Annotated in this window: 12 protein-coding genes; 4 read left to right on the forward strand and 8 right to left on the reverse strand. The window is 30.6% G+C overall.

Going from position 1 to position 13,576, the window contains the following annotated elements; genetic code table 11:
• Window positions 1-54 precede the first annotated feature (54 nt).
• Genes B3P17_RS14420 through B3P17_RS14430 form a run of 3 tightly spaced genes read left to right on the forward strand, consistent with a single transcriptional unit; the run spans window position 55 to window position 2,040 of the window.
• Complete coding sequence (locus tag B3P17_RS14420; protein ID WP_291106001.1) at window positions 55-423, forward strand: plasmid mobilization protein; 369 nt, start codon at window positions 55-57, stop codon at window positions 421-423.
• Complete coding sequence (locus tag B3P17_RS14425; RefSeq protein ID WP_291106003.1) at window positions 389-1,330, forward strand: relaxase/mobilization nuclease domain-containing protein; 942 nt, start codon at window positions 389-391, stop codon at window positions 1,328-1,330. Before B3P17_RS14420 ends, B3P17_RS14425 begins: the two co-directional genes overlap by 35 nt.
• A gap of 2 nt (window positions 1,331-1,332) precedes the next feature.
• Complete coding sequence (locus B3P17_RS14430; protein ID WP_291106004.1) at window positions 1,333-2,040, forward strand: hypothetical protein; 708 nt, start codon at window positions 1,333-1,335, stop codon at window positions 2,038-2,040.
• A gap of 184 nt (window positions 2,041-2,224) precedes the next feature.
• Here B3P17_RS14430 and B3P17_RS14435 read toward each other — a convergent pair whose 3' ends face one another.
• The 7 genes from B3P17_RS14435 to B3P17_RS14465 form a co-directional block, all read right to left on the reverse strand.
• Window positions 2,225-2,920 (reverse strand): glycosyltransferase family 32 protein, encoded by a 696-nt coding sequence (locus tag B3P17_RS14435; protein ID WP_135105912.1) that lies wholly within the window; start codon window positions 2,918-2,920, stop codon window positions 2,225-2,227.
• Window positions 2,921-2,961: 41 nt separating this feature from the next.
• The gene (locus B3P17_RS14440; protein ID WP_135105914.1) at window positions 2,962-3,342 is read right to left on the reverse strand and encodes a hypothetical protein; all 381 of its coding nucleotides are present in this window, start codon (window positions 3,340-3,342) and stop codon (window positions 2,962-2,964) included.
• Window positions 3,342-5,504 (reverse strand): peptidase domain-containing ABC transporter, encoded by a 2,163-nt coding sequence (locus B3P17_RS14445; RefSeq protein ID WP_291106007.1) that lies wholly within the window; start codon window positions 5,502-5,504, stop codon window positions 3,342-3,344. The genes B3P17_RS14440 and B3P17_RS14445 overlap by 1 nt, the downstream gene beginning before the upstream one ends.
• A 4-nt stretch (window positions 5,505-5,508) precedes the next feature.
• Window positions 5,509-6,810, reverse strand: a complete 1,302-nt coding sequence (locus B3P17_RS14450) for a radical SAM/SPASM domain-containing protein (protein WP_291106009.1) — start codon at window positions 6,808-6,810, stop codon at window positions 5,509-5,511.
• 356 nt (window positions 6,811-7,166) lie between these two features.
• Window positions 7,167-9,569, reverse strand: coding sequence for an outer membrane beta-barrel family protein (locus B3P17_RS14455; RefSeq protein WP_291106011.1), 2,403 nt, complete (start codon window positions 9,567-9,569; stop codon window positions 7,167-7,169).
• 34 nt (window positions 9,570-9,603) lie between these two features.
• Window positions 9,604-10,368: a HesA/MoeB/ThiF family protein gene (locus B3P17_RS14460; RefSeq protein WP_283687539.1), complete on the reverse strand. Its 765-nt coding sequence runs from the start codon at window positions 10,366-10,368 to the stop codon at window positions 9,604-9,606.
• Complete coding sequence (locus B3P17_RS14465; protein WP_291106013.1) at window positions 10,266-10,961, reverse strand: hypothetical protein; 696 nt, start codon at window positions 10,959-10,961, stop codon at window positions 10,266-10,268. The genes B3P17_RS14460 and B3P17_RS14465 overlap by 103 nt, the downstream gene beginning before the upstream one ends.
• A 296-nt stretch (window positions 10,962-11,257) precedes the next feature.
• Between B3P17_RS14465 and B3P17_RS14470 the strand changes: the two genes are divergently transcribed.
• A complete protein-coding gene (locus B3P17_RS14470) occupies window positions 11,258-12,019 on the forward strand; it encodes a response regulator transcription factor (protein ID WP_291106015.1) in 762 nt (253 codons plus the stop codon).
• Window positions 12,020-12,104: 85 nt separating this feature from the next.
• Here B3P17_RS14470 and B3P17_RS14475 read toward each other — a convergent pair whose 3' ends face one another.
• The gene (locus tag B3P17_RS14475; RefSeq protein WP_291106017.1) at window positions 12,105-13,439 is read right to left on the reverse strand and encodes a tyrosine-type recombinase/integrase; all 1,335 of its coding nucleotides are present in this window, start codon (window positions 13,437-13,439) and stop codon (window positions 12,105-12,107) included.
• Window positions 13,440-13,576 lie beyond the last annotated feature (137 nt).

Here is a 13,576-nt window from a genome sequence, read left to right on the forward strand (position 1 = left end):
CTCCCGTTGGTCGCAGTTTTGAAGAGAAGAAATAATTAAAATACAGTTGAAATTATGATAAAAGATTCATATAAAAATACAGCTAAAAGAAAGCTCAAAGATAAAGTTATCAGTGCCCGGTTTTCGGGTATTGAGTACATGGCTTTGAAGAAAAGGGCAAAAGATGCAGGGGTAAGCCTGAGTAAATTTGTCCGTTCAGTCTTACTGACTGGAAAAGTAGTCCAGCGTATCAGTAAATCCGATACGGATATACTTCGTAAACTCTCGGGAGAAGCAAACAACTTGAATCAGTTGGCAAGGGTTGCCAATAGAGAAGGATTCAAGAATGTGGCTTCTGATGTGATTAACCTTCGGGGTATAATAGTCGGTATCATAAACCAACTCTCAAATGATTGGAAAAGTTATGAAAAGAGCAGCATTTAAAGGATGTGTCAATTATGTGATGAATAAGCAGGATGCTAAGCTAATTTCAGCCGATGGTGTATTGTTGGGGAATGTCAATAACATAGTCCAGAGTTTCAATGCTCAACGCCTCATAAAGCCTAATATTAAACATCCTGTCGGGCATATCTCGTTAAGTTATTCGCCTGATGATGAGAAGAGGTTGACAAATGGTGCTATGGTTACATTAGCCAAAGAATATATGGAAAATATGGGTATTAAAGACACTCAGTATATTTTAGTACGCCACTTTGACAACGGTAATCCCCACGTTCATTTGGTATATAACCGCATCGATAATAACGGCAAAGTTATCAGTGATAAAAACGACCGGTACAGGAATGAAGCGGTCTGTAAAAAGCTGAAAGATAAATACGGCTTGACCTATGGTAAAGGAAAGGATAAAGTAAAGCGACAAAAGCTGAGAGGTAAGGATAAAACCAAATATCAGGTTTACAATGCTGTAAAAGATGTTTTGTCTAAATCCACCAATTGGACTGACTTTGAAAAACTGTTGAAAGAAAAAGGAATTGTTCTTTCTTATAAGTGTAAAGGGCGAACAAATGAGATACAGGGTATTTCTTTTACTAAAGGAGAGGTAACATTTAAAGGCTCGGAAGTAGACCGCAGCTTCAGTTATTCGAAGATCAATACTAGATTGCAAGAGAACGCTCAAAATCAAAGGATGGTTGAACCTGTCAAGAATATATCAGAAGATAAGCCCCAGAATCTGGGTGCGAGCCTTCTGGGGTCATTGATTCATGGGATAAGCTCTTTATCCACATTTGAAGTTCATGGGGATAATTATGAAGACGAACAGTTTGCTAAAAGGATGCAGTATGAGCAAAATAAGAGGAATCGAAAACGAAAATTTAAAAACGGAATTTAATTATGAAAAATAATATAGATAACAATGAGGAGTTACAGATTGTAATGGAAGGTTTTGTTCAGACTATATCGGAAATTAGAGAGGATATTACTGTTATTAAGGAGAACACAAGTCCAAACAGTAATGATAATCCTGCTGATTCGCCATTAACGGCAGACTTATTGAATAAGATAGCCGATACTGTTGACAATGCTAAAAAAGCGATTGATGAAGAGGATCTGAAAAAATTCATAAATATTATCATCAGTGTTACGACTCAGTTACAGGAAGAAGCTAATAAAGCTTCTGCCGAATTCCTGAACCAGAAGATTGCAGAGTTAAACGAACTTGTTAAAAAGCCGAGTATAGTGGAAAACAGATATTCGATTGATTTCAAGTCTAGTAAAACGTTTATTGCTCTTGTTATCTTAATCTTAGGTATTGGATGTTCATTGTATTACAATTATGACCAGTTACAGGAAAACAAGAGATTGAAGCATAATGATATTAAATACAGGTATATACAGATGAGAGGAGGTGTCTCTCAGGAGCATTTACTTTATTTGAACAAATCCTACGCTGAAAGATCTCAATACCGTGATAGTATACAGAGGAAAGTGATTGATTTTGAAGCTACAATCAGAAGGAAAGTGTATAATCAAACGATAAAGGAACAAAATGAGAAGGAGGAACAGCTAATTAATAAAAAGTTAGAAAAATTGACAAAATAGATTTACCATTAGCAATGTAATTTGTAAATAAAGGGTGTGTCTTTTAACTTAGTTTTGACAGAGTCCATAATATTGTGTAAATGAAAAANNTTTTTCATTTACACAATATTTCGGATAGTCCTTTTTTTGTCACCCCTCTTTATTCATTTTATAGGAAAATGCTAGGACTTGTTTTATTTTAGTTTTAGGCCCAATTGCTAAAAAAATAATGAATAGCATAAGCTTCTTTTACGCATTCCTCGAATTCTTTATTTCTAACACCATATCTAAATTCTTCTGCCTCATTACCTGTAAAAGGCGATACATAGACCGCCGGTATGAGATAGACATCTTCCTTTTCTTGATCTGTTAATGTATCATAGAGACGAATTAAGGCGTATGGACCAGTAGTATTAAATACAGCCATGCTTTTAGAAGCATATTTAGCGTCAGTCAAAAGAGTTCTAGAAAATACATATTTTACTATTCTTTCCATAAACGGATGCCCTGGAGTGCTAAGCATTAATGCATTGTTGAAGATGCGAAAATGGTTAGATATAAAATCTTTTTCTAAAGAGAAACAACACGTTTTGTCTTTAAGGAGAGTGTTCATCGGTTTTATAGACTCATAATCAAAATCCACATACATCCCTCCAATTTTATTTAGAATAAGGTAACGTATAGCATCCCATCGTTGTATATCATATTGGTATTTATTATATACGTACCAATATTGAGGATAATATTTTTTCACAAAATCATTCATGCGTTTATTATCCCAGAATTCGTATTTCCAATCTGGATAATCACGTTTCCATGTATCTCCTAATCGTTTAAAATTTTCTGGCAAAGGATCACTTATTCCTGACCAGATTTGATGAATAACTTGAGGTACTTTCATGATATTTTAATTTAATAAGATTGAAGTGCATTTTTACTTAGCTAATAAATAAAGATAATATCCCAAAGTTTTTTATCTTCACCTTTAAGTTTTGCATTAAATACGTCAGGAAGCTTTTCTTCATTATTATTGTATAGATACAATATTTTAAAAGATTCATCAATAGAATCTACTCGAAACGTTATTGACTTATTTTCTATATTTAATATAATTGAATCTTGGTGATTTATTTGTTTTGGTTTTATTGGTATTTGCATAATTCCTAAATATGAAGCCATATTTGTCTTTACAACTTCAATATTTACATTTTGACTAACTGGAATTTTTTTCGAAATGGCAATTGCTATTAAAATTAGAAAAACTAAAATAATAGATATACCATAACGTATCAAGAAATTTTTTTTTTGATTTGTATTACTCATTATTTAGCCAATTCTAATTGATTAAAAACTAATTTATAATATACTTCTTTTTTTCGAATTAATTGCTCGTGGTTACCTACTTCAGTTATAATCCCATTTTTTAAGACTACAATTTGATCTGCATTCTTGACAGTACTTAATCTATGTGCTATAATAACAACAGTCCTTCCCTTAAAGAAATGCTCTAAATTTTGGACAATTATACTTTCATTATCAGCATCTAGAGAACTTGTCGCTTCGTCCAGAAATAAATACTGAGGTTTTTTGTAAACAGCCCTTGCTATCATAATACGTTGCTTTTCCCCACCACTGATGCCTAGACCTGATTTGCCTATTTTTGTATATAATTTCAAGGGCTTATTTTCTATAAATTCCTGTAAATTAGAAATTTTAATAGCTTCCTTTAATCTATTTTCATCAATAGGATCAGCACCTAAAACAATATTTCTCAAAATAGTTTCAGAAAAAATATAGCTTTCCTGTATAACTATACCACATCTTTTCCTCCATTCATCAGATGAGAAATTATTTATGTCATAATTATCTATAAGTATTTCTCCATCTGTCTGTTGATAATATTTAAGTAGTAATTTAAGCAAGGTCGTTTTTCCACTACCACTTTCTCCTACAATAGCGGTAACTTTTCCTTTAGGAATTAATAAATTTATATTATTTAAAACCATTTTATCCGAAAATGGACCATACCGAAAATAGACGTCCTCCAATTTTATGTTGGAAACAGAATCTGGTATTTTTTGATATTCGACCTTATTGTCCTCATTTTCTAAAATATGGATCTCTCCGGCTCTTTCCAAACTAATTTTTGAATCTTGAAAATTTCTTACAAATCCGATTAATTGTTCCAGCGGAGAGTTCATTTGACCAATAATATATGTGATACTCATCATCATACCTAAAGTAATATGTCCCTGCACAACAGAAACAGCAACAAGAAAAGTTACTGTAATATTTCGAACCTGATTTATCAATGAATACCCTGCCGATTGTACTTGATTTACCTTTAAAGAATCAATATCAGCTTTATATTGTTTCTCTTGTATATCTTTCCATTCTTTTGCTTTATAATCCTGAAAATTATTAAGTTTAATTTCAGGCATTCCATTTATAATCTCTAATATGGAATTCTGATTTTCAGTTCTTACTTTAAATAGTTTGTAATCAACAACCTTTCTTTTCTTCAAAAAATAAAGCATCCACAGTATACTAATAACTGTAAAGCATGTATAAACTATTAAAACTTTTAGACTATAGAGACCAATAATGACAAAAAAAACAGAGAAAGATAATAGGGAGAAAACAGTCAGAAGAGTATCTGAGGTTGCGAAAGATTGTAATCTAGAATGATCCGCAATCCTTTGATGAAAATCTCCCGTAGACTTAGTATCGAAGAATTTCATAGGTAGGCGCATTATTTTTTCTAGGAAATCAGAGACTATATCAATATTAATCCTAGTACCCAAATAAAGGACAATCCAATTTCTCAAAAGAATAATAGCATAACTTCCCAGAAACAAACATAGCTGAGATATCGCTATAATTAATATGATACCTATATCAAGTTCCCCAATTCCTTTATCAACCATTGCTTGAGTCAAAAAAGGCATTATTAGTGAAACAATAACTCCGGCTAATAACCCCAAGCTTAGCTGAAACATCTCATTTTTGAAAGGAAGTAGATATTTTAATAAAAATTTCTTTATAGAATCATTCTCTGGAGGAGGTATCATTTGATAGAATAAATCAGTAGGAGTGGGAATTAAAATCACTCCTTGCCCCCCATGACTCCATTCTTTACAAAACTCCTCTTCAGATAACTTGTATTTGGAATAAGCAGGATCTGCAATCCAATAATATTTATTTTTAGTTATTTTATAAAGAACGACAAAGTGGTTCTGATGCCAATGCAAAATTACGGGAAGCTTGAACTCACACAATCTTTCTAGGGGCAGTTTGAAACTATTTACAGTCATACCTATTGCTTCTAGACCATCTCGTATTCCGGCAATTGAGACTCCCTCTGACGATAGGAAAGATAAATTCCGAAGATAGTTTAATGAATATTTTTTACCATAATATGCTGCTATCATACGAATACAAGCGGGACCGCAGTCTATACTATCCAATTGTCGTGAAAAATTCATACCCTTAAGTTAATGTAATCCTATTATTACTTATTATCTGAATCCTACTTTGAATTATATCTAATTTATCATCTTCACCTATGTTACCAGGGCATATATACAGAGACTGATTAATTTTTTTTTGAGAGCATACACTACAAATTGGCAAAATAGAGCAATCTTTACATATTGGATTAGAAAACCTAGAATTCATTCTACCTTGATAATATTTATTATATGTTATTGTTCCATCTTCGTTTAGTATCCCTTCTCGCTTAGCTTGAATAAAATCTTGAGATGTACACTTATATACATCTCCATTATAATTTACGACTATACTATCCCCTCTATCTGCATAACAAGATGTTCCCAAGCCTCCATTCTCACTATTTCCATCATGTTTCATTCCAAATGTGTCTAAAGTGAATCTTATCTTTTTTAATATTGGTGAGGTTTTTAGCCCCCCATCATGCGTTTGCCAAACAGGTTGAAAACTAAAATGAAATGAATCATAATATTTCTTATCCAAATCTTTAAATTCATCTATAAGATCTATAAAACAGTTAAGGTTATCAATATTGTAATTACATCGTATATTAACATGCAAACCTTTTTTTATTGCATATTTAATGTTTTTCAGAGTGATATCGTAAGTCCCTTTACCATTAGACATTTTTTTTATCGCATCATGCAAACTCTTATTTCCATCAAATGGAACTTGAATATATCCTATGACGTCTAATGAAGACAAATAATCTACAATATTAGATGTAAGTAAAACTGCATTTGTTGTGAATCCAATATTCAATTTGGTTTCAGAGCCATTACATAATTCTTGAGCAAAGTTAATCAAAGGTTTTACCGTTTTATTGAATTTTAACAATGGCTCCCCTCCAAAAAAAGAAATAGCCAAAGTCTTTAATTGTAAAGTTTTAATTTTATTCTCTAACAATTTCTTTATTGAATTCATTGTCTTATCATCAACATGACTGTTTTTTTGATGTGTTTCATAACAATACCAACAACGTAAATTACAATCAAGAGTTGGATTTATAGTTAATCTAAAATACACATCAGAATCTAATTGTTTCTCCCTATCTTGTATTGTTATTTCAACTTCATCTTTATAATTATCTATTATAAAAGAATTAGTTATAAGGCAGGTATAGAAATCAGGATGAAGTAATTTAATCCTATCTAAATTATTTTGGGAAATAATTGTATGAAGTTCTTTTGTAAGAATTAAAATTTTGTCAGTTCTACAATTATATAATATATATTTTTCATCTCCTGCTTTTATAGTTGAATTATATTTACTCCATTTCATGATATTAACTTTATTTTTTCAATAAGTGAAATACCCTCAAATGAGGGTATTTCACTTCACTGTTAATAGTAAGACATATTACTCTTAGCACTTCCACAATTATCGCATTTGCAATTGTCATTATTGCTAAGGCTACTATTGCTACAATTGTCATTGTTACTACCCCATCTAGGTTTGATCAGATCCGTTTCCACAACTCCATATCCACCTTTAAACGAGTTTTCTTCATCTGAAGTTAGAGGAGTTATATCCTCATTAACTTTTAATACTTTTTTCTCTTCCATGATTAAAAAAATAATATTATCTCTACTCTTTATAGGATTTTCGAGTTACTCCCTTGATTGATGTACATCTATTTAATTATCTTTATACTCATAATAATCTTGTATACTCTTGCTTTGCTTAGTTGTTACTTTTCTGCCTCCATTAAAGTTATAAATGACTTTAATCATAAATCCAGTTTCATTTGTTGTATAGTGCCTTTTTGACCATATATCAAGAGTATTTGTAATTCTTCTTCTATTATGTCGATACAGTGTAAAGTTTAAATTCAACAATAATTTATTATCCAATAAATATTTATATATTTTCCCATTTATACCATGTACTGTTTTATATATTCTATCCTGTGTTTTATAAGTCGGTTCTAAATAGTAAGAGAGATTTCCACCCCAGCCATTGTCAAAATCCATATTATTATTAATCGCTAAATAAGGTTTCCAACTTGATGAATTTATATCTACTCCTTCATATTTTAGCCATTGTATTCGTCCAATAGCTTTTAAACTCCACCATTTTGCTATTTTAAAGGTTCTATCTAGAGACAAGGCTTGCATATAATTCTTACCATCATTAACAGGCATAGTATAGGTTACTAATGGATCTTTTTCGTGTTGGAAGGTCTTAAAGAACAAAACATCTTCACTAAATCCGAATAGATAATTAATATTCCATTGACCATTAATCCCTCCTCCTAACATAATAAGGTGATAATTTACAGGTTTTATATCTAGATTACCTTTAGTATATAAATATTCATTATTATAGATTACCACAGGCGTGATCGCGCTATATGGAATTGGATCCATAGCTTTTTGATAGAAAAGGCTTATTGAGTTCCCTTTTTGTTCATCAATATTATACATTAAGTTAAGCGTAGGATATATGCCCCAATAATTTTTAGAATTCTGCTTGCTTATTTTTACAGAATTGTATTCAATTTTGTTTTCCTGTATTCTAATACCCACTTTGTAAGTAATTTTTTTTGTAATCATCGATGAAAAAGAAGCAAAACCTGCATAATTCTGTCCTTTCAGCTTATAATTATCACTAAGATCAAGATCAGACACCCAAATGTTATTTTCCCATTTTTTATAGTCTAAAAACTGTTTTGAATTATTCAAACTATAATTAAGACCAATATCTAGTTGCGATTTATCACTTATTCTTTGCTCCAACCTAGTATCTATTTCTAGCATATCAGTTCTATCATCTAATCGATCACTAGTATTCTCTTCATACCCATTATCTTTATCCAGATTGTATAAATAGCTGTTACCTCGTATCCTTTTATTATTGTATCTCAAATAGTCAATAATAAATTTTATTTTTGAACCTTTATCATCTAATATCCAATCATAATTTAAGGCCGCCTGATATTGCCTAGTTCTTAACTTTTCTTCTATTATCGATTCAGATCTGTCTATCCTTTCACCAACATTGTTTTTAACCGTAGACTCTGATCTATTGATAGGCTCTCCGTTAGTTATTCCCAATCTAAAATTACCACCTATGCTATGTCTGTTAGTAATATCATAGGTTAAACTCAATCTATCAGAGAAAGAATTTGTCCAACCTTTACCATCGGTCTGCATATCAATATACTTATTTATCTCTTTGTAATGGGAGTAAATATTATATTGACTAATATTTTTTAAATGTCCAAAATATGTGTAATTATATATACTCAGATTTTTATTCCTGTAATTCAATGATGCATTTATATTATCTGAATAATGTCCCCCTTTGAAATGTACAGAAAAATCGCTCGAAACAGATCCATAATATCCTCCATTAGACATCTTCTTCAATTTGATATCAATGATCCCTCCCATACTCGAAGCACTCTCTTCACTACCACTCATATGTACAATTTCGACTTTATCAATATTTTCAGCCTGAATTGCATCTAACTCATTTCTATCCCTTAGTTTTCGTCCATCAACATAAATTTCGGAAACATCTCGGCCATTAATTTTTAAGGAATTTTCTTCATTGGTAACACCAGGTAACAATGTAAGTACCTCTTTTGTATTATTTCCTTTTGTTATCGGGTTTCCTTGTAAGAATACTACGTATCTATCAATTTTTTGTTGAATAACATTAGCCGTAACTGTAACAGCATCTAATCCAACCACATTTTCCTCCATTAGAATGGAGTCAAGTATTGTATTTTCTTGTACTTCGATATTAACGTATTTGCGTTTATATAATAAATGGGTTACAGATAGTATGTATCTTCCGGATGGAATATTTTCAATTCTAAATTGACCTTTTTCGTTGCTAACATTTCCTTTAACGTACAAAGAATCAACCTCAGAAAGAATTGTAACTGTTGCGTAATCTACTGCTCTTTTTGATGTATCAAACAATACACCTTCTAAACGAAAATTCTTGATTTGTTGACTATGTAACAAAGGAACAATGAGTAGAAGCAAGATAAGAAATAATACTCTCATTATAAATACGTTATTTTTCACAGACTTGTTTTTATTATTAAATTAAGGATGTCAATTACATAATTGATGCAAAATAAAATTCAGGAAACAATTTAATATTTTTACCTGTTGCTATATTAAATAGGATATTGGTACACATCCCTGCTACAATCCAAGAGGCAACAGCCAATTGTGGGGGAGATAATTCTCTATTTTCTAGTGAATAAGCCTCAAGCACTTCTTCCAACCATTTTTTTCGATTATTCAAGTGTTTCAAATGTGTTATTACATAGGAGACAAAATATGCCTCAAATCCTTCACATGTATCATAAAATGTATTTAACTTCAAGCTTTCTCTATTTATGATAAATACACAACCTGCCCACCCTAAATTATAAGGATGTAATATTGGAATATTGTGACTTAGGCATACATCGTCAAAAAGAAAAGGAACATTCGATGTAAAATCAAGAGCATTAATCGCAATATCATATGCATCTAATGATACATAATCTTCAAGATTTTCCTCTGTCAGAAATATTGAATGATATGTTATATTAGCATTTTGATTTATCGCTTTTAATCTGTTATATATTGACTTAGTTTTCAACTCATCTATGTCAGACATTAAATAATTCTGTCTATTTAAGTTAGACTCCTCTACACAATCTCCATCAATGACACATATATTCTCAAAACCAAGTCTTAATGCACATTCTACTATTCCACTCCCCAAACCTACTCCTCCAACAAGAATTCGGTAGTTTCGTATTCTTTCTTGTTCTTCATCTGAAATATAGATTCTGTTTCTGCTATATAAAGATACCTTTGTTGTTTCCATAGAAAAGGTTTTAAATTTCTTGATATATTATAGACAGGAATTGTTTCAGAACCAATATGATTTTTAGACTCTCCTGCTTGAAGCATATATATACCTAGCAATCTTATTTTCTCATATAATTTACGATCACACTCTGCAAACATTATTGATTCATTAGAACAGATATGAAATAACGCTTGTACCAATAATATTTTTAAAATAACAGAACTAGCCTTCCCTAAAGAAAAAGAGTCAATAGCTAAACAACCAATATGCCAGATATTCGGCGTTTTAGTTTCTTTCTCTTGAATATTGTCAATATTAATATCAAATACTGCTTGTATTGGTAAAACATATTTTTTAGTCCATCTTAAAGTTCTAATAGTTCCTATTATATTTCCTTGATTATTTCTTATTCCATAAAAAAATGAATCTTGAAGCCAGCATTTTTCTCTCTCATATAACTCTTCAATTTCCCTTTTTATAGTTGTAGGATAATACCCCAAATGAGATTTATAATTTGTTTCAATTATAAAATTTGAAGCCTCCTTTAAACTTGCATTGGAAAACCTCCATAAAGAAAAATTCTCAAATTGTCGTATTAAGCGCTCCATGATAAAAACTTTAAATTGTTATTTATTAGAAACTTACAGAATAAAGTTTGAAGTAGATGATTAGCGACCAATCACAAATACAGCCGTAATAATATGAAAATCAAATTTTAAACACACAGAAAACATTTGAAAATCACTAAAAAACGAGCATTTATTGAATATGAGTTCTGTTTTATTTATGTATACAAAAATATTTTATTAAATAATAACTACCTTTACCCTTTTGGGTAGTTTTTTCTTTTTTTACTAAAAATACTATAATCCATCTTTACATATCTATTTAAAATGAAGAATTTATGTTATTCAATTTAGACGATTTTTTTGAAGGGGTTACTGATGAAGAGTGCAATGATACTATTGATTATAAAATATCACAACTACTCATTGATACCCTAGATGCAATGAGTAGAGTATCAGGGGAAAGCCTATATGTTATTAACTATTTAAGTAGAGGATTCTTATATGTTTCTCAAAATCCTTTATTTTTAAATGGTTATTTAAGAGAAGATGTGTTAAAAATGGGATATTCATTTTATGAAAAAAACTTACCCCAAGAAGATATAGATATGTTACTTGAAATAAATAAAAAAGGATTTGCTTTCTTTTATCAACAACCAATAGAAGACAGACTTAAATTTACAATTTCATATGACTTTAGATTACTTCAAAAGAACAAATCAACAACAATGATTAATCATAAATTAACACCTATATTGCTAACACCAAAAGGTAATATATGGCTAGCACTATGTTCTGTAATGCTATCTACAGAAAAAGAATCTGGAAACGTATATATTAATAAATCTGGGGTTCTACATAGACTGAGATATTCCTTTGAAGGAAAAAGATGGAGATCGACCGAAGTTGTTTCCCTATCAAAGATAGAAAACGTTATACTTAAGCTTTCTGCACAAGGTTTATCAAATAAACAAATAGCTGAAACAATTTATCTTAATATAAATACAATTAAATTTCATAAGAAAAATATTTATCAAAAACTTAATGTAAAAAATATTACAGAAGCTATCGTATTTGCTCATAATAATTATATAATATAAGCTCATTTTCCTATAGTCGGGGGTTACTCTAATTTTATTATATCGGTCTACTCTTCAACTATATAGGCTATTCAAAGATAATTATTTATTGAAACTGTAGTAAGGAATTATATTGAAGCCTGTCTTCTATGCTGTATCCTTCAATATACGAACCTGTTACTGATTTATTAGAGTGTCCCAAAGCAAAACCAATATAAGATTCAGGCACTCTGTTATGAGCCAATATTGTCCCATAGGAATGCCGAGCCGCATATGTGCTTACATTCTCAGGAAGATGCTTTTCTTCGGGTAAATTATCATTTATAGACTTGATAAGTTTTTTAATATTACTATTAACAACATAAGTAATATTCTTTGTCAGTCTTATTTCATCAGCATATGACTCATCACCTTTCAGAAATGAAAAGACATAACTCTCTTTATTCATATTATTACCCCACTCTTCAATAATTTCTTTCATTTTTGGAAATAAAGGAAAAGATATATACAGATCCTCCGTAGCGGTACTCTTTGTCTTCTCTCTAATAAACGTAAATTCATTTGTCTTTCTGCTGTAGTCAGACCATTTTAAACGAATCAGGTCTGCAAAATTCATTCCATTAGCCCAGAAAGAAAATAAAAATAAATCTCTTGACATTTTACGATTCCTTTCTTTTATAGAAACATTTGCTATTATTTTAATATCATCCAATGTCAATGCTATTTTTCTGCTACCTGTTTTTTTTATGGTATATGAGTTTTGAGAGCCCTTTTTAAAACAATAATCACTCGGTCTTATTGTACCATCACTTAAAGCAATATTGCAAATTGTCCGCATGGCACGCATACGCATAGCAATAGTTGTTTTCGTGTATCCATGTTCTAATGCTTCTTTCTCAAATCGTTGCATTTGTTCAGCAGTAATATCCTGAAAAGTTAATTCTAGAATATCTTTACTACATTTCTGCATTTCTTTTCGTTTACACCACTTACCACATTTGAAACAAACGAAAGCATTTAAAGCACCCTGATAAAACTCAGCAGTATTTAGTTTGTCTGCATCAATTAGTTTCTGAATCTTATGTTTAAAAGCTGTATTAACACTCTGTTTATTTCCTCTACCTAACAATGTTTCTAATCTGTCGAAGTTAAAGGCATTAAATTCGCAGAGCTGTTTAACTGCATTAAATATTACTTGTGATGACGCTTCTATACTTCGCCTAGCCTCTACAAGCTTAGATTCTCTAGCTTTAGGTAACCGTTGCCAGTCTTGAATAGTCATAGCTATTCCTGTAGGATAATATTTTTGCTTTTTCACCAAAGTAACCCTAGTTCTGACAAAATACAACCCATCATAATTGGCTCTTCTTGTATCTAAAAAGCTTGCAACTTTTACATTGTCTTTTTGTTTTTGGTTAATGGTTTCTATTTTTTCTTTCATATGGTTGTGTCTATTAATGTACATACTAACTATCCCTTAATAGCATTCAAGTCCTTTATTTAAGATAAATAAATGTACATACTATGTACATACTACTCGTGCAAATATAGATAAAAATACATATATATTACAAAAAT

Source organism: Dysgonomonas sp. UBA7630, assembly GCF_002483985.1.
Taxonomy (GTDB): Bacteria; Bacteroidota; Bacteroidia; order Bacteroidales; family Dysgonomonadaceae; genus Dysgonomonas.

Coding starts and splice junctions, on each gene's coding strand:
- B3P17_RS14420 (WP_291106001.1), top strand. CDS start 55: ATGATAAAAGATTCATATAAAAATACAGCTAAAAGAAAGCTCAAAGAT.
- B3P17_RS14475 (WP_291106017.1), bottom strand. CDS start 13,439: ATGAAAGAAAAAATAGAAACCATTAACCAAAAACAAAAAGACAATGTA.
- B3P17_RS14445 (WP_291106007.1), bottom strand. CDS start 5,504: ATGAATTTTTCACGACAATTGGATAGTATAGACTGCGGTCCCGCTTGT.
- B3P17_RS14435 (WP_135105912.1), bottom strand. CDS start 2,920: ATGAAAGTACCTCAAGTTATTCATCAAATCTGGTCAGGAATAAGTGAT.
- B3P17_RS14470 (WP_291106015.1), top strand. CDS start 11,258: ATGTTATTCAATTTAGACGATTTTTTTGAAGGGGTTACTGATGAAGAG.
- B3P17_RS14440 (WP_135105914.1), bottom strand. CDS start 3,342: ATGAGTAATACAAATCAAAAAAAAAATTTCTTGATACGTTATGGTATA.
- B3P17_RS14450 (WP_291106009.1), bottom strand. CDS start 6,810: ATGAAATGGAGTAAATATAATTCAACTATAAAAGCAGGAGATGAAAAA.
- B3P17_RS14430 (WP_291106004.1), top strand. CDS start 1,333: ATGAAAAATAATATAGATAACAATGAGGAGTTACAGATTGTAATGGAA.
- B3P17_RS14425 (WP_291106003.1), top strand. CDS start 389: ATGATTGGAAAAGTTATGAAAAGAGCAGCATTTAAAGGATGTGTCAAT.
- B3P17_RS14465 (WP_291106013.1), bottom strand. CDS start 10,961: ATGGAGCGCTTAATACGACAATTTGAGAATTTTTCTTTATGGAGGTTT.
- B3P17_RS14460 (WP_283687539.1), bottom strand. CDS start 10,368: ATGGAAACAACAAAGGTATCTTTATATAGCAGAAACAGAATCTATATT.